Here is a 16,663-nt window from a genome sequence, read left to right as displayed (position 1 = left end):
TCGCGCTCGGCCACGGTCCGCTCCGCTCCGCTTCCGCGAAGAGCGGCAGGACCATGTCCCAAATCCGCTCAGTGTTGTCGGATCGCTCACGTGCTGCCGTGAGGACTTCGTCGTGCACGCCCACGAGTCGGCCGGCCGGCCGTTCGCGATGAGGTCCACGGTGGCGCGCACGACTGGTCGTTTGGTGACGGCTCTCCGTCAAAACATACAGGGCTGTCTGGTTTCAGGGAACGTCTTTGCTGCTCAACCTGGGAGCAAGAACCAGGTCGAGCAGCAGACAGCCCAGCATGGAAAAATCTCGACTCAAGTGACTTGTGCCACCTTGCGCGTCGCGGGCCGGAGGCGAAAAACCGCAGGTGAGCTGGGGAGACAGCCTCTAGAGCGCGGTCGGCGAGCCGTTGACAAACAGACAAGTCTGTTTGTTAATTGAGGTCGTGCCGAGGCAGTCACTACCGGTCACCCTGCGGGTTTTCGGAGTGGCTTCGGGCGGGGAGACCGAGACCGGGTATGCGTCCGGATCCAGTCTCTCCGTCCCCGGCCGTCCAAGGCCGAAGTCGCCTTGCAACCCAGCGACTTCGACGGTGATCGACAAGAACGGAATGCTCCTGATAGTGCCCCCTGGGCGTTCAGCCGCCGTGGTGCGGTCAGACCGTCCGCCGACTCGGCACGCCGGCGTCGGCCTTCCTGGTCCTCTGCCTGGACCAGGGAAGATTCGTGGCCGGCCGCACCGCTCGCCGTCGGCCTCCTCACCGCCGGCGTTGCCCTCTCGGGCTCGGTGGTCGGGGCTCACAGGCCAGGACGCCGGCCGTGAGGTCCCCGCTGCGCCGGCCCTGGCACCCGCCACAGCTGAGCATCCGCACCTGTCCCGCATGTTGGAGAAACCTTGTCTGCTCCCTGCTCGGTCGAGACCGTGCGCTCCCTGATGTCCAGAGCCCGCGATGACCTCGCGGAACTGGTCGCGCTGCGCACCGTCGTCGGTATCTCACCCCCGGATCAGTTCGAGCGCGCGGCCAACCTGATTGTCGCCATGCTCGCGGATGCCGGTTTCCCCGAGACTCGACTGCTCTCCACCGAGGAGGGCCCGAAGACCGTGTACGGGCGCCGTCCCGGACCACCTGGTGCCCCGTCCGTGGTGCTTTACGCGCACTACGACGTCGTCTCCGCACAGGATGAAACCTCCTGGCACACACCCCCGTTCGAGCTGACCGAACGCGAGGGGCGTTGGTACGGCCGGGGCAGCGCGGACTGCAAGGGCAACATCGTCATGCACCTCACGGCGTTGCGCGCGCTTCAGGAAGCCCTGCCTCACGAGCCCTACCCGGACGTCGACTTGACCGTCATCGTCGACGGCTGTGAGGAGCCCGGCGACGGCAGTCTCGAAAAAGTGCTGCGTGCCCATCCGGACCTGCCGACACCGGACGTGGTCGTCGTCGCCGACACAGGGAACGTCGAGTCCGGCATCCCCACTCTCACCACCTCCTTGCGAGGCATGGCGGTAGTGGAGATCGAGCTCTCCACACTGTCCAAAACGCTCCACTCGGGCCAGTTCGGCGGGCCCGTGCCCGACGCGATGACCGCTCTGATCCGTCTCCTGGCCACGTTGCACGACAGTCAGGGGACACCCTGTGTGCCGAGGTCCGGCACCGGCCGGACGGCGCGCCCCCGTGCCGCCGCCGAGTACTCCGAGACGGACCTGCGCGCCGATGCAGGCGTCCTCGACGGTGTCGAGCTCATCGGCACCGGCAGCATCGCCGACCGCCTGTGGAGCCGGCCCGCCATCACCGTGCTCGCCGTGCAGTCACCGCAACTCGACGACGCTGTCCCCGCGTTGCTGCCCTCGGCGAAAGCGCTGATCAGTGTGCGCACCCCGCCTGGTGAGGAGGTGTCCCGAGTCCATGAGGAGCTGGCCGATCACTTGCGTCGGCAGGTGCCTTGGGGTGCGCACCTGGAAATCCGGCGTGTCACGAGCGGCCCGTCCTTTCTCGCCGACTCCGGTGGGCAGGCGCATGCCGAGATGCGCGGCGCCCTGCACGACGCCTTCGGTGTACCGGTCCGCGACGTGGGGGCCGGTGGCTCCATCGCCGTCTGCTCCGTCTTCCGGACGCTCTATCCGGACACAGAGATCGTCTTGTGCGGCGTCGAGGACCCGCCCTCGCAGATCCACGGCATCGACGAGAGCGTGAGCCCGAGCGAGATCGCCTCTCTGGCCCATGCCGAGGTCCTCTTCCTGCGACGCCTTGCCGCCCTTCGGGCGAATCCGCGCAGCTCAGGCGAAGGTACTCCCCGTCTGTCGTCGACCGGCCTGCAGGAGAGCCGATGATCTACCAGCACGCCTGTGAAATCGTCACTGACGATCTCTTTCTCGAGCTGGATGGCGTTCTGCCGGACCGTCACCTCTTCCTGAAGCTGGAAGGGATGAACCCGGCCGGGTCGGTAAAGCTCAAGTCTGCCCTGGGCATGGTCGAGGACGCCGAACGCAAGGGTGTGCTCCTGCCCGGTGGCCGGATGGTCGAGTCATCCTCCGGCAGCCTCGGTATCGCCTTGTCTGTGATCGCCGCCTCGCGCGGATACCACTTCACCTGTGTCACCGACCCGAACATCTCCCCGCAGAGTCTGGCGCTGATCCGCTCGCTGGGAACCGAGATCGTCCAGGTCACGCGACGGGACGACAACGGTGGCTACCTCGGCACGCGCATCGCCCGTATCCGTGAGATGACCGAAGCCGACCCGAACCTCGTGTGGCTCAACCAGTACGCCAACCCCGCCAACGCGCAGGCACACGCGCGGCGGACCGCCACCTCGATACTCAAGAACATCGGGCATGTCGACACCCTGGTGATCGGTGCCGGAACCACCGGCACCCTCATGGGCTGCACGCGTCACTTCCGCATGTTCTCCCCCTGGACGAAGATCGTCGCAGTCGACACCGCTGGATCGGTCACCTTCGGCGGCCCGCCAGGCCCACGCCACATCCCGGGCCTCGGCACCAGCCGCCGTCCCGAACTGTGCCGGCCCGAGCAGGTGGACGAGGTGGTCCTCGTCGACGAACGCGACGCCGTACGTATGTGCCGACGCATGGCCCGTGAACACGGATTGCCGCTCGGCGGCTCCACTGGATCCGTGCTCGCCGCCCTGGAATCGATCGGCGACAGGATCCCCGCAGGCTCGCGCGTGGTGGCGCTCTCCCCGGACATGGGCGACCGCTACGTCAAGACGATCTACGACGACATGTGGGTGGCCGACACCTTCGGCACGGGTGTCCTCGACGACCCCGCCGGACACCCCGTCGCCGTGTGACCCGATGCCTGTGTCCTCGCCAGGCCACACCTGCACCCCCGCTGCAAACAGCAACGAGACAAGGAAACACCTCTGCATGTTCGACTTCCACGTAGTGGGCGGCACCGCCCTGCGCACCCTCATCGATGCCTCGCGTTCCGACATCGTCGAGACGGTTCGCTCCGCCTACCTCACCCACGGTGACGGAGATTCGGTCAACCCCAACAGCTACTTCCTGCGTTTCCCGGAGAAGCCGGACGCCCGCATCATCGCGTTGCCCGCTCACCTGGGTGGCGACTACGGCGTCTCGGGGATCAAGTGGATCGCCAGTTACCCGCGCAATATCGAGCGGAACATCCCACGCGCGTCGGCCACCCTGCTGCTCAACGACTACGAGACGGGCTACCCCTTCGCCTGCCTGGAGGCGTCCCAGATCAGCGCCGCCCGCACCGCGGCGTCTGCCGTGCTGGGTGCCCAGGAACTGACGGGTGGCCGTACCGCGGACCGCATCTGCCTGGTGGGCGCGGGAGTCATCGCGCGGAACATCGCCGAATTCTTCGCCGCGCAGTCGTGGAACGTGAACCGCTTCGTCGTGCACGACCAGAATGCCTCCTACGCGGATTCGCTCACCCGGCGCATCGGTGATCTCGGATACGGTGCCGAGCGCGCCGACTCCTTCGAACAGGCCACGGCTGACGCCGACATCGTCGTCTTCGCCACGACCGCGCCCGAGCCCTGGGTGACCCGGGCCGACACCTTTGCCGCCGGACAGACCGTCCTCAACGTCTCGCTGCGAGACCTTGGCGCGGACCTCATCTTCGGTGCGCAGAACATCCTCGACGACGTCGACCACTGCCTGACGGCCAACACCTCCCCGCACCTGGCGGTACAGCAGTTCGGACACCGGGACTTCATCGACGGCACTCTCGCGCAGGTGATCCGCGGTGAGGTGACCCCCGCGGCCGACCGACCGCGCATCTTCTCGCCCTTCGGCCTAGGAGTCCTCGACCTCGCCGTGGGACAGCGCCTCTACCAGCAGGCCGTCGACAAGGGCCTCGCGGTCTCGGTGCCGGACTTCTTCGGTGAGACGGAGCGCTGGAGCTGACGCTCACAAGCGCTTACTCCCCGTCTCACGAAAGGTTGCCATGCCGAACATCACCACCCATGCCGCCCCCAGGACCGCCGACTCCGCGCAGAGTGCGGAACTGGCCGCGCTCGTGGCCGGACACGCCCAGCGATTCCCCTGGTACCACGAACTCCTCCTGCGTCGCGGAGCCCTGGGCTCCGCAGACCTGTCCGATCTTCCGCTCGTGGACACCGGTCTGCTCGGCGCGCACTACTACACCGCCGCATACCCCCAGCTGCCGGATGCCTCTGCCTACCACACCTCGGGAACGTCCGGCGGACAGCGCAAGCGCATCCTCTACTCGACCGCCGACGACGACGCGTACATCGCCCAACGTCGTGCGCTGTTCGGGAAGTTCACCGCGTCGGTGCCGCGTGGGGCGGTGGCTGTCGCGGACCTCGGTACCGGCCATGCCGCCGCCTCGGCACGACGTGTCTTCGTGGAACTCGGTTACGAGGCCCACGACATCGACTTCACCCGTCCCGTGGAAGAGCACGTCGCGAAGCTCAACGAGTGGCGACCTGACGTCTTCTTCACCATGCCGATGATCCTCGACCGGCTCCTGCAGGCGCGGCCCGTGCTGGACATCCGACCGAAGAAGATCATGGTCGTAGGTGATGTCGCGCCCCTCGCCTGGCGTGCCCACGTGGCCGAGCGATTCGGCCTGCGCCCCGAGGACGTCCTGGACGTGTTCGGGTCGATCGAGATAGGGGCCATCGGCTATTCGTGCGCCGAGACGGGCCTGTACCACTTCCACGACCACATCGTTCCCGAGGTCCTGACTCCCGGGGAGCTGAGCCGGCACACCGCGAACGACATGGTCCCGTCCCGGCAGGAAGGCAGCGGGGCGCTCCTGCTCACGTCCTTGACCCGTGACTACTTCCCCGCGGTGCGTTACGTGACCGGCGACGCCATCACCGGTCTGCGCCGCATCCAGCACGAGGGCCGCGAGGTGTTCGCGTTCGAACGCATCGACGGGCGGCTTGCCGGCGACTTCAAGCACGGTGAGCGCATCAGCAACCACGACTTGGCGCAGATCATGGCCGAGGTCTTCCCCGGCCACCCGTTCGAGGCGGGTGACGATGACGGCCTGGTCATCACGGTCGTCGCCGAAACGGTGGATGACGACCAGATCGCCGCTGTCCGCGCGGCCGTGGACCGGAGGGCTCCCGATGTCGCGCAGATGATCGCGTCCGGACTGGTCGGACCGGTACGCGTGCAGGCCGTGACGCCGGACGGACTCCGGTCGGGCCAGGCCAAGCGGCGCCTCAACCTGAAGGAGGGCTGACCGGTGTGCGGAATAGCCGGAACGGTGTCCCTGGGACAGGCTCCTGTCCACACCCCCTACGCCCTTGCCGCCTGTGCCGCCATGGCGCACCGAGGCCCGGACGAGACGGGGTCCTTCACCGCGTCGAACGCGGCCCTGGCGATGTGCCGGCTGAAGGTCATCGGCCTGCACGACGGCTCCCAGCCCGTCTTCAGCGACGACAGGACGGTCGTATGCGTCCTCAACGGTGAGATCTACAACCACCAGGAACTGCGCGCCTTCCTCGCCTCGCGAGGACGCCCGGTCCACGGCGGCAGCGACGCGCAAGTGCTGCCGCACCTCTACCAGGAACTGGGCGAGCACTTCGTCGAGCGCCTGCACGGCATGTTCGCCGTTGCCGTGTACGACACCCGTACCGACCGGCTCGTCCTGGCCACTGACCGGGTCGGCAAGAAACCGCTGTTCTACGCGAAGCCGAGTGCTGATTCGGTGGCGTTCGCGTCGGAGCTGCCCGCGTTGATGCAGCACCCCGGCATCGGCCGGGACATCGATCCCCTTGCCGTGGACCAGTACCTCGGCTACCGGGTGGTCCCCGCGCCGCACACGATCTACCAGCAGGTCCGCAAACTGGAGCCGGCGACGACCCTGGTCCTCGAACGGGGTCGGCCCGAACGGCGCCGCAGGTACTGGCAGTTCGACTTCACCGCCGAGCTCACCGACCTGCCCGAGGCAGAGATCGACGAACGCGTCGACGCGCTGCTCCAGCAGGCCGTGCAGGACCGGTTGGAGTCGGAGGTTCCGCTCGGCGCGATGCTCAGCGGCGGGCTCGACTCCAGCCTCGTGGTGGCCATGGCCACCAAGCAGCTCGGCAGGCCCCTGCACACGTTCTCCGTCGGATTCGAGCACGCCGCGTTCGACGAGTCGGTGCATGCTCGTGCCGTGGCCGAGCACTGTGGCACCTGGCATCACACGTACCGGATCGGCCCGCAGGATGCGGTGGAGGCCGTCGACACCATCCTCAGCCACATGGGGGAGCCGTACGCCTTCCCTTCCGCGATCGCGGCCTCCTGCATGTACAAGTTGGCCAGGCAGTACGTGACCGTGGTGCTGACCGGCGACGGATCCGACGAGATCTTCTGCGGCTACGGCCGGTATCAGCGACTGCGTGATCTCTCAGCGGGAGGGAGCCTCGCCGATCGTTACGAGGGCGTCCTGCTGGACGGCGTTCCCCAGACGCTCAAGAGTCGGCTGTACGCGGCAGACTTCGCCGAGCGGCTGCCACGCCAGCCGCACAACTACCTGCGGGCCCGCTTCGACCGCACCGACCCATCGGTTCCCGACTTGGACCGCGCCATGCAGGTCGACAGCGGATTCTGGCTGTCCGACGCCCAGTTGGTGAAGATCGACCGGATGTCGATGGCCCACTCCGTCGAGCCCCGCAGCCCTCTGCTCGACCACCGGCTGATCGACTTCGTGACCCGTGTTCCCGCGGACCGCAAGCTTGTTGGCCACGAGGAGAAGGCCCCGCTCAAGCGGGTGGCCGCACGGTATCTGCCCCGACAGGTCCTGGAGCGCCGCAAGCAGGAACTGGCCGTGCCCCTGGAGAGCTGGCTGGGCACGGAGCTGCGGTCCACGATCAGCGACACTCTGACGTCCGAAGCCGCCCTGGAACGTGGCTACTTCGACCCGGACGCCCTGCGCTCCACGGTCCACGAGTTCCGCCCCGAGCACAGCTACGCACTGTGGACGCTCTACATGCTTGAGCGCTGGCACCAGCTGCAAGAGGACAGCACGGCCCGCGAAATGACCGCTGCTGCCCACGCCTGACGCCCGGGCCCTCCATCAACCACCTGCCTGTCCACCTTCACACACGAGCAAAGGAACCTCCATGTCATCCTCGGCATCGCTCCTGGGCACCGTGCCCATGCCGGCTGAGGCAGCCCGGCTCCAGCGCACCTTCGACGCCGGCCGCATGCTGCGCGAACTCACCTCGGTGCGTGAGCACACCTGGGACCAGCAGCGCGTCTACACCGAGGACGGCGTCGGTGCCTCGACCGACGTCGACTGGCGCTGCCTCGCCTTGCGCAGCCCCGGCGGCGACGGCGACCGCACCGACCCCGGCGGCCCCGGTCCGCAGGACTTCGCGGACACCGCCTGGCTCGACCGCATCCCGTACGTCCGCGACATCCTGGAGTCCATCCCGGCTCCGCTGCACGCGGTCCGGTTCATGGCGCTCGGCCCGGACACCGTCGGAATCGATCACACTGACCCCAAGTACGGGCCGCGCTGGGGCGTCGGCCGGCTGCATGTGCCGGTCGTGACCAACCCCGAAGCCGTGCTCGTCCTCGACGGTGTCGAGCACCGTTGGCAGCCGGGGGAATTCTGGTTCGGCGACTTCAGCCGCACCCACCGCGTTCAGAACACCGGCAGCGACGCCCGCGTGCACCTGGTCATCGATGTCCTGGTCACCCCGGGACTGGTGACCCTCTTCCCCGAGAGCTGGCAGCAGTACTTCCACGACGGCGAAATCCTCTTCAACCGTCAGGAGTGCCCGCAGACCGCCGAAGAACGCCGGCGGCTGGGAACCACCCGCTTCTCCCTGCCTGCCACGTTCCACCTCTGGGAGGACGACACCGAGCTCTCGGCCGACCTGCCCCAGGAGACGGTGACCCTCGCCGAGGACGGCGAACGCATGGTGCTGCGCCTGCCAGGCGACCGGGTTTTCGCGCTGGTGCACCTCGGTGACCACGAATACCGCTTCGCCGGCTGGAGCGAGGAGCGCACCCTTCAGGTCTTTCCTGACGGGCCGGACCCCCGGGTCGTCCTGCGTACCCGTGAGGGCAGCCAGATCCGCGAGCTGACCCTGTCCGCCGAACGCCTCTCCGCCTGATCCACCACCGTGCGGGACGCGACGCGCTCGCGTCCCGCACCCGTCTGAGGGAAGCCATGACAGCCGTTGTCGTCATCACCGACCTGGTCGTGCTGGCCAAGCATCTACGCCTTCTGGACCTGACCGAACAGCGCGGTGTCACACCGCTGTTCCTGTTCGGGCCCGAGACACCCGCCGAGGAACTCGGCCGGCACCGCAGTGACCCGGCACACCCGCTCTCCCGTATCCCGGACGACAACCTTCGCCACGTCTCGGACACATCGCTGGAGACGGTGCTGCGCGCGGTCACACCTTGGCTGCACGAGCACGCAGTGCGCGCGGTGCTGAACGTTGGTGAGGTGTTCGTGGAAGCCGCCGGGGCTCTTGCCCAGACCCTCGGCCTGCCCGGTCCCGGCACACACGCGGCGCAGGTCTGCCGCAACAAGGTGCTCCAGCGTCTGGCAGCACCTTCCCTGGCCCCGCGATGGACTTTGCTGGACACGACGCGCAGCACTGCCGCGGATGGCTGGGAAGTGTTCCCCGCCGTGCTCAAACCGGCCTCGCGGATGTCGAGTTCAGGTGTCCGAGCGGTCAACGGGCCGACCGCCGTCCGCCCGCTCCTGCCCGACTACGGCGCGGATGAGCTGCTGCTGCTCGAGGAGCGGATCGAAGGCCGGGAGTTCTCCGTCGAGACGCTGGTACGCGACGGCTCTGTGCTGTGGGCGGGCATCACGGCAAAGGACACCAACGAATCCGGTACCTCGTTCTTCACCGAGACCGGCCACACCTCGCCCGCGCCTCACCTCACGCCGGACCAGGAGCGGCTGTTGCTCGGGGCCAACGCCGAGTTTCTGCGGTCCGTCCGGTTCGGCACCGGCATGAGCCACGCCGAGTTCCGGCTGACCGCCGATGACCGGGTGGTCCTGATGGAGGCCGCCGCTCGCCCACCCGGTGACGCCATCACGCGCCTGTGGCGGCTGGCCACGGGTATGGATCTTGACGCAGCCCTGCTCGACCTCGTGCTCGGTATCGAGCCGTCCACCGCGTCACCGCGGCGTCGGGCCCGGCAGACCTATCTCGACCACCCCCGAGGCCTCCTCGCGGACGTGACCGCAGACGGCATACCCGTGCACTGGGTCAGCGAGCAGGGCCAGTGGCCGGACCTGTCGCCGATCCCGAAGGAGGCACCGCCAAGGGGGCACGCGGTCCTGGTGAGCCGGCACCACGGCGACGTGCTGGGCGACCAGTCAGACTCCAAAGGCCGGTCGGTCTCCGTCGTTCTGGATGCTCCGCTCGACGACGACATCGACGCCGCCGCCCTCGGGGCGACCCGGTCCATCACGATCCGTACCGTGCCTGTCGAAGCGCCGGAGAACGTCGCCCGTTGACCGGCCGCAGCGGCACCGCCGACACCGCCCGTGCGGTGTGCGCCGTCGCCCCTCCGCCGGCACACCGGCCGACATGATTCGACTCACCGCACACATGTCCGGCGTCACGCGGCGGGAACCCGAGTACCGGGTTCCCGCCCTCGCCAACCGCGGTGCGCCAAGCGGCATTTGAGCCGGCCCCGCATGATCTGGGAGAACCCCGTGACACCCTCGTCCCCCTCCCGTCCGGACACGGATACGGAATCCGTCGTCGCCCCGGACGGCGCCGGCCGCTCGGCCGCGTTCACCTCGTCGACCGGCTCCCTGCGCAACTGGCTCGCGGTCATCGCGGTAGGTATGGGCGTCTTCGCCTTCACCACCACCGAGATGGTCCCGATCGGACTGCTCCCCGCCATGAGTCGTGACCTGGGCGCCTCCGAGGGAACTGTCGGCCTGTCGGTAACCCTCTACGGCGCGATCGCGGGCCTGTTCGCACCCGTGCTCACGGTGGCGACGCGCAGGCTCGACCGCCGCAGACTGCTCCTTGTGGTGCTCGGCGTCTTCGTCGGCGGGAACGTCTTCACCGCGCTGTCGTCGTCGTACGCGCTCCTGATGGTCTCTCGGCTGCTGACGGGATTCGCCCACGGCGTGATGTGGTCGATCGCGGCGAGTATCGCCATCCGCCTCGTCCCCTCGGACCAAGCGGTCCGTGCCACGGCGATCGTCTTCAGTGGTATCTCCATCGCATCCGTCGTCGGCGTGCCGTTGGGCACCCTTATCGGTCAGTCCGACTGGCGTATCGCGTTCTGGACGATCGCAGGGGTCGGCGTCCTGATCCTCGCTGTGGTGATCTTCCTCGTCCCGTCCATGGAACCTCGTGCCGTGGTGCGCCTGGCCGAACTCCCCAAGCTGCTGCGGGACGGCAACCTCCGCACCGCCACCCTCGTCACCGCGGTGATGGTGATCGGCCACTTCGCCGCCTACACGTACATCGCGCCTTTCCTGGAGCAGGACGCGGGTATCCCGTCCGGCTGGGTCAGCGCTCTGCTCCTGCTGTACGGGGTGGCCGGCGTTGTCGGCAACTTCGCGGGCGGCGCGGTGGCGGCGCGCGCACTGCGGTCCACCACCCTTGCCTGCATCCTGCTGCTCACCACGGCCGTCGTCCTCCTCGTCGTCAACGGCCGGTGGCATCCTGGGACGATCGCCCTGCTGCTGGTCTGGGGTGTCGCCTACGCAGCACTGCCGGTCTGCCTGCAGACCCTGGTCTTCGCCAGCGCCCCCCAGGCTCCCGAGGCAGCGACCTCGCTGTACATCTGCGCCTTCAATGTCTCCATCGCGCTGGGCGCGCTGGCCGGAGGGTGGGTTGTGGACGCTTCCGGTCCGTCCGCGGTGATGTTCCTCGGCGGTGGGTTCAGCGTGGTCGCCGCCCTGCTCATGACCCGGTACCGCGTTGCGCGCCCCGAGTAGCACATCCTGCCCCCCCTCTCCGCTCCACCTGTGCATCCACCGCTCCAGATGAAAGAGTCACCATGCCGACACTGACCCAAAAAGATCACGTAGTGATTGTGGACGCCTACTCGGGCGGCCGATACCTGATCCCCGCCTTCCAGGCTCTTGGATATCCGGTGGTACACGTTCAGTCCGGGCCGGCTGGCCCCTTTTCCCGTGACAACGAAGCGGCGGCGTCCCGCGCCGAGATTCACCTGGTCAACGAGGGCGACGTCAACGCATTGGTGGAGACTCTGCGTGCCTCGTCACCACGGATCGTGCTGGCGGGAAGCGAGGGTGGGGTGCTGCTTGCCGATCAGCTGGCAGACAGCCTGGACCTGCCATTTCGCAATCACGCAGGAAAGTCCATGGCGCGACGCGACAAGTTCGAAATGCAGGAGCATCTCCGACAGGCAGGCGTGGCGAGCATCAAGCAAGCTCGCGTCACCGATGCCGAGCAGCTTGATACCTGGCTCGCCGTACACGACGCATATCCCGTTGTGGTCAAGCCGCTGCTCAGTGCGGGTACCGAAGGTGTTTTTGTGTGCCATTCGCGCACTGAAGCCCATAAAGCTCTCGATGCAATCATCGGGAGCAGTGATCTCTTCGGGAACCAGAACGATGCGGCGGTGGTTCAGGAGTTTCTGGCCGGTGTCGAATATGTGATCAACGGTATTGCCTGTCAAGGGCGTTACTCCTTCACGGACGCCTGGCGATCCGACAAGGTCGACAACCACGGATTTCATGTCTACGACACGCAGTACCTCTTCTGCGAAGAAGACCCGGGCTTCATGGAGATAACCGAGTACGTCGGTGACGCATGCCGCGCGCTCGGGCTTGTGAACGGGCCTTTCCATGCCGAAGTGATGCTTACGGACAACGGGCCCGTGCTGATCGAAGTCGGCGCGCGTATCGCGGGTGGTGCCGACCCGTATGTGGTCGAGAGCTGCCTGGGGCACTCACAGATCAGGTGGCTGGTGCAGGCTTCGCTGAACCCGGTCGCGTTCACTGAGGCTCGGGAACTCCTGCCGGCCGCCCCGCGATCCCAGAGGGCTGCCTACGTGTATCTGATCGCCAAGACGGAGGGGAGGGTTCAAGAAGCCGACCTCTCCCGATTCCTCAGTGTCGACGGCGTGATGCATGTCAGTTACCTGTATGCGCCGGGTGACCGTCAAATGCTGACGAAGGATGCGCTCACTGCGGCAGGAGTGGTCCTCCTGACCGCCGAAACCCAAGAAGAGCTCAACGATCGGGCGCGTCGGATCCGAGAAATCGAAGCTGCCATGTACGAGGAAATCCTCGACGAGGAATCAGCTCGATGAAGCACGCTACCGCGGCGCCGTCCTCACGCGTTCAAGAGATCCCTGGACGCTCCCCCCGGCTGCGCCATGTGACGCCCCCGGACCCTCATGGGCTGACCCTCGCGCCGTTCCGCGGGCTGCGCTACGTCCCCGACCAGGTCCACAGCCTGTCCGCGGTCACCTCGCCGCCGTACGACGTCGTGGTCAGACCCGACGAGGTGGTCGAGCTGGAGGGCGCCGACCCGCACAACATCGTGCGGCTGATCCTGCCGCGCGACGGCGAACGCGAGCCCAGCCACGCCCGCGCGGCCCAGACGCTGCGCCACTGGCAGGAGCTGGGCGTGCTGGTCGCCGACGACACCCCCGCGCTCTACGTCTACGAGCAGCACACCGCGGACGACGTCCTGCAGCGCGGCCTCATCGGCAACCTGCGCCTGCCCACCCTGGACGAAGGCGTAGTCCTGCCGCACGAGGACGTCATGCCCGCACCGGTGGCCGACCGCGCGGGCTTGATGCGGGCCACTGCCGCCAACCTGGAACCGCTGCTGCTCGCGTACCGCGGCGACGGCCCCGGCACCGCAGCCCGGATCATCGACGCCATCGTGGAACACCCCCCGCTGCTCGCCACGACCACCGAGGACGGCACCCGGCACCGGCTCTGGGCGATCACCGGTCACGACGAGATCGCCGCCGTCAACGCCGACCTCGCCCCGCGCCAGGCCCTGATCGCCGACGGCCACCACCGCTGGGCGACCTATCTGCGGCTGCGCGAGGAGCACCAGAGTCCGAGCCCCTGGGACTACGGCCTGGTGCTGCTCGTCGACACCGACCGCTACCCGCTGCGGGTAGGCGCCATCCACCGCGTGCTGCGCCAACTCCCGGTCGCGGACGCGCTGTCGGCCGTACGGGACTCGTTCCGGATCGAGCAGGTCGACGACCCGCTGGACACCGCGCTGGCCGCGCTCGCCGACGCGATCGCCGTCGGCGGCAACGCGTACCTGTTGGCCGGCGACGGGACGTTCCACCTGCTCACCCTCCCCGATGAGCGACTTGTCGACGCATCCGTACCGCGCGACCGTCCCACCTCTTGGCGCCGCCTCGACGCCAGCGTGCTGCACTACGCGATGATCGACCACCTCTGGCACGTACCGGACGCCCCGGAGCACATCTCCTACATCCACGACGCCCCGGCCGCGGTCCACGAGGCCGAACGCCTGGGCGGCACCGCGGTGTTGATGCACCCGATCGCCGAGAGCACCGTGCTCGACCTGGCCCGCCAGGGAGTGATGATGCCCCATAAGTCGACGTCGTTCGGCCCAAAACCCGCTTCGGGCCTGCTGCTGCGCAGCCTCGAACTGAACTGAGCGCCCGGCGGGCCGGTGGCCCTGGCCTGTGAGCGAAGGAACGCTTCCGGCTCGTGGACCAGGGCGTAGGCAACTGGGCGGTGTGCCGGATCGTCGGCATCAACGGATGGACCGGCAGGGCGGTGGCGGAACCGGCATGGGGCGGCAGGCAGGACCGACGTGGCCTGGCCGCTGCGCCGGCCGAGCACGCGGGGGCCATCGCGGTACCTGCGCGAGGCCGAGCGCCTTCACGTCCCCGATCGAACGCCCCAGCCGCTCGGGCGGCGTCGTCCACCTGCCCTGCCCCTGCGAATGGCCGGGGCGGGCCCAGAAGAAAGGTAGAGCTCGATGACCCCTCCATCGAACCCTGGATGTGTGGGCCGAGGCCCGACTGGAAGCATGGTCCAGACACCCGCCGACACCCGCGTTTCCACCCGCTCGTCCCGCAGGGCCGTGCCGACCTGGGCGGTGGTGTTCACTGTGTGCGCGGGGCAGTTCCTCGTCGTCCTCGACGTGTCGGTGGTCAACACCGCGCTGCCGTCCATGCAGGCGAGCCTGGGTCTCAGCGCGTTCGGGCTGCAATGGGTGGTCAACGCGTACTCGATCGCTTTCGCCGGGTTCATGCTGCTCGGCGGCCGGGCCGGGGACCTGTTCGGGCGTAAGCGCATGTTCCTCGTCGGGCTCTCCCTGTTCACGGTCGCTTCTCTGGCGGGCGGTCTGGCCCAGGGGAGCTGGCAACTGCTCGCCGCCCGGGCCGTCCAAGGCCTTGGCGCAGCCGTGCTCGCCCCGTCCACGCTCACCCTGCTCACCTCAGCCGTGTCCGAAGGGCCTGCGCGGGTGCGGGTCATCGGGACCTGGACAGCGGTCGGTGCGGGCGGCGGTGCGGTCGGTGGCGCGGTCGGTGGAGTGCTCACCGACCTGATTTCCTGGCGCTGGGTACTGCTCATCAACGTGCCCGTCGGTGTACTCGTCCTCACGGCGGGCGTCCGCTGGCTGACCGAGAGCCGGGCCGGCGAGCGGCAGCGACTCGACCTGCCGGGCGCGCTGCTCGTCACGGCGGGCCTTGCCACGCTCGCGTACGGGATCGTGCAGACAGAGGGCGAAGGATGGACGGCGCCCGCGACGCTCGTGCCGCTCACCGCAGGGCTGCTGCTCATCGTGGCGTTCCTGCTGGTCGAGGCGCGGACCAAGGCTCCGCTGATGCCGCTCAGGCTCTTCCGGGTGCGGTCGGTGGCGGCGGCGAACGCGACGATGATGATCTCCGGCGCAGCCATGTTCGCCATGTGGTTCTTCATGACGGTGTACGCGCAGAATGTGCTCGGCTACTCGCCGGTCCAGGCTGGATTCGCCCTCGTACCGTCCTCGTTGACGGGGGTCGTCGGCTCGAAGCTGGCGCCGCGCCTGATGCCGCTGATCGGAGCGAAGAACGTCACGGTCGCCGGGCTCCTGACAGCCGCGGCCGGGGTCGGCTGGCAGTCGACGATGACCCCTGACGGCTCGTATGTCACGTCGATCCTGCTGCCGGGCATGCTGATGATGCTCGGTGCGGGCTTGGCCTCGACTCCTCTCTCGTTCCTTGCGACGTCGAGTGCTGCGCCCGGCGAGGTGGGTCTGGTGTCCGGCCTTATCAACACATCGCGCACGATGGGTGGCGCGCTCGGCCTGTCGATCCTGTCAACGGTCGCGGCGACGCGCACGGCCGGAGCACCGGGAGCGGCGGCCCTCACGGACGGGTACGCGGCCGCGTTCCGCACGAGTGGGCTGATACTGCTCGGCGGCGTGGTGCTCGTCCTGCTGTGGATGCCAAGGGCCGACCGGGAACGGTGACTCACCGGATAACCGCCCCGTGTGCTTCGCCGGTCGCGAAGACGCGCGAGCGGCGTCCGTCGTCCCTCGAAAGTGCCGCCCTGACCTGCGTGTCAGGCGTCTCCGTACGCCTCTCCACCCAGTTCGAAACCGGCCGTCCCGGCGGTCGCGTCCGCGAGCCACGCCTCGAAGGCGGGTACGTCCGCGTCCGGAAGGCCGATCTCGATCGTGACCGCCTCGCCGTAGCGGACGTCGCGGACCTCGCGGCCGGTGGCGCGCAGGTCGTTCTGGAGCTTGCCCGCGCGGTGGTGGTCCACGGTCACCGTGGCGAGGCGGAAGCGGCGGCGGGTGATGCTGCCGAGGGCGTCCAGGGCCTCGCCGACCGCGCCGCCGTACGCGCGGATGAGGCCGCCGGCGCCCAACTTGACGCCGCCGTAGTAGCGGGTGACGACGGCGACGACGTACCGCATGTCACGGCGCAGCAGCATCTGGAGCATGGGGACGCCGGCGGTGCCGCCCGGTTCGCCGTCGTCGCTCGCCTTCTGGATCGCGCCGTCGGCGCCGATGACGTAGGCGAAGCAGTTGTGGGTGGCGTCGGCGTGCTCCTTGCGGACGGCCGCGATGAAGTCCTGGGCCTCCTGCTCGGTGGCCGCCGGGGCGAGGGCGCACAGGAAGCGGGAGCGGTTGACCTCGGTCTCGTGCACGCCCGCGTGGGCGACGGTGCGGTACTCGTCCTGCATCGGGCCAGCGTAGTCCGTGACCGAGACAGGGCCGCGGGCCGGCTCAGCGGGGGCCCGCGCAGGTCATCCGGGCCGGCTCG

12 protein-coding genes are annotated in these 16,663 nt (G+C 68.3%); 11 read left to right on the top strand and 1 reads right to left on the bottom strand.

Going from position 1 to position 16,663, the window contains the following annotated elements; all coding sequences use genetic code 11:
• Positions 1-910: 910 nt before the first annotated feature.
• The 11 genes from ACFUO4_RS24455 (at position 911) to ACFUO4_RS24405 (ending at position 15,864) form a co-directional block, all read left to right on the top strand.
• Positions 911-2,320 carry a M20/M25/M40 family metallo-hydrolase gene (locus tag ACFUO4_RS24455; RefSeq protein WP_383489746.1) on the top strand — a complete coding sequence of 470 codons (1,410 nt, stop codon included), beginning with the start codon at positions 911-913 and terminating at the stop codon, positions 2,318-2,320.
• Positions 2,317-3,297, top strand: coding sequence for a 2,3-diaminopropionate biosynthesis protein SbnA (gene sbnA / locus ACFUO4_RS24450; protein ID WP_079310631.1), 981 nt, complete (start codon positions 2,317-2,319; stop codon positions 3,295-3,297). The genes ACFUO4_RS24455 and sbnA overlap by 4 nt, the downstream gene beginning before the upstream one ends.
• A 76-nt stretch (positions 3,298-3,373) precedes the next feature.
• Positions 3,374-4,381: a 2,3-diaminopropionate biosynthesis protein SbnB gene (sbnB, locus tag ACFUO4_RS24445; RefSeq protein ID WP_383488227.1), complete on the top strand. Its 1,008-nt coding sequence runs from the start codon at positions 3,374-3,376 to the stop codon at positions 4,379-4,381.
• Positions 4,382-4,421: 40 nt separating this feature from the next.
• Positions 4,422-5,690 carry a hypothetical protein gene (locus tag ACFUO4_RS24440; protein ID WP_383488224.1) on the top strand — a complete coding sequence of 423 codons (1,269 nt, stop codon included), beginning with the start codon at positions 4,422-4,424 and terminating at the stop codon, positions 5,688-5,690.
• A gap of 3 nt (positions 5,691-5,693) precedes the next feature.
• Positions 5,694-7,496 carry an asparagine synthase (glutamine-hydrolyzing) gene (gene asnB, locus ACFUO4_RS24435; protein ID WP_383488220.1) on the top strand — a complete coding sequence of 601 codons (1,803 nt, stop codon included), beginning with the start codon at positions 5,694-5,696 and terminating at the stop codon, positions 7,494-7,496.
• Positions 7,497-7,557: 61 nt separating this feature from the next.
• Positions 7,558-8,559, top strand: coding sequence for an aspartyl/asparaginyl beta-hydroxylase domain-containing protein (locus ACFUO4_RS24430; protein WP_383488217.1), 1,002 nt, complete (start codon positions 7,558-7,560; stop codon positions 8,557-8,559).
• Positions 8,560-8,615: 56 nt separating this feature from the next.
• On the top strand, positions 8,616-9,926 hold the full coding sequence (locus ACFUO4_RS24425; protein WP_079310635.1) for an acetyl-CoA carboxylase biotin carboxylase subunit family protein: 1,311 nt from the start codon (positions 8,616-8,618) through the stop codon (positions 9,924-9,926).
• 201 nt (positions 9,927-10,127) lie between these two features.
• Positions 10,128-11,372, top strand: coding sequence for an MFS transporter (locus ACFUO4_RS24420; RefSeq protein ID WP_383488214.1), 1,245 nt, complete (start codon positions 10,128-10,130; stop codon positions 11,370-11,372).
• A 62-nt stretch (positions 11,373-11,434) separates the two neighbouring features.
• Complete coding sequence (locus ACFUO4_RS24415; protein ID WP_383488211.1) at positions 11,435-12,715, top strand: ATP-grasp domain-containing protein; 1,281 nt, start codon at positions 11,435-11,437, stop codon at positions 12,713-12,715.
• Entirely contained in the window at positions 12,712-14,058 is a 1,347-nt protein-coding gene (locus ACFUO4_RS24410; protein WP_383488208.1) for a DUF1015 family protein, read from the top strand. Before ACFUO4_RS24415 ends, ACFUO4_RS24410 begins: the two co-directional genes overlap by 4 nt.
• Positions 14,059-14,436: 378 nt before the next feature.
• Positions 14,437-15,864 carry an MFS transporter gene (locus tag ACFUO4_RS24405; RefSeq protein ID WP_383488205.1) on the top strand — a complete coding sequence of 476 codons (1,428 nt, stop codon included), beginning with the start codon at positions 14,437-14,439 and terminating at the stop codon, positions 15,862-15,864.
• A gap of 92 nt (positions 15,865-15,956) precedes the next feature.
• Here the strand turns inward: ACFUO4_RS24405 and ACFUO4_RS24400 are convergent, their stop codons facing one another.
• A complete protein-coding gene (locus ACFUO4_RS24400) occupies positions 15,957-16,583 on the bottom strand; it encodes a YigZ family protein (RefSeq protein WP_383488202.1) in 627 nt (208 codons plus the stop codon).
• Between the last annotated feature and the right edge of the window lie 80 nt (positions 16,584-16,663).

Source organism: Streptomyces sp. NPDC057280, from assembly GCF_042668605.1.
Classification (GTDB): domain Bacteria; phylum Actinomycetota; class Actinomycetes; order Streptomycetales; family Streptomycetaceae; genus Streptomyces.
Note: the sequence above shows the minus strand (reverse complement) of the source record. Positions and strands in the feature narration are given on the sequence as shown.

Coding starts and splice junctions, on each gene's coding strand:
- ACFUO4_RS24410 (WP_383488208.1), top strand. CDS start 12,712: ATGAAGCACGCTACCGCGGCGCCGTCCTCACGCGTTCAAGAGATCCCT.
- sbnB (WP_383488227.1), top strand. CDS start 3,374: ATGTTCGACTTCCACGTAGTGGGCGGCACCGCCCTGCGCACCCTCATC.
- ACFUO4_RS24415 (WP_383488211.1), top strand. CDS start 11,435: ATGCCGACACTGACCCAAAAAGATCACGTAGTGATTGTGGACGCCTAC.
- ACFUO4_RS24425 (WP_079310635.1), top strand. CDS start 8,616: ATGACAGCCGTTGTCGTCATCACCGACCTGGTCGTGCTGGCCAAGCAT.
- ACFUO4_RS24430 (WP_383488217.1), top strand. CDS start 7,558: ATGTCATCCTCGGCATCGCTCCTGGGCACCGTGCCCATGCCGGCTGAG.
- ACFUO4_RS24400 (WP_383488202.1), bottom strand. CDS start 16,583: ATGCAGGACGAGTACCGCACCGTCGCCCACGCGGGCGTGCACGAGACC.
- ACFUO4_RS24440 (WP_383488224.1), top strand. CDS start 4,422: ATGCCGAACATCACCACCCATGCCGCCCCCAGGACCGCCGACTCCGCG.
- sbnA (WP_079310631.1), top strand. CDS start 2,317: ATGATCTACCAGCACGCCTGTGAAATCGTCACTGACGATCTCTTTCTC.
- ACFUO4_RS24405 (WP_383488205.1), top strand. CDS start 14,437: ATGGTCCAGACACCCGCCGACACCCGCGTTTCCACCCGCTCGTCCCGC.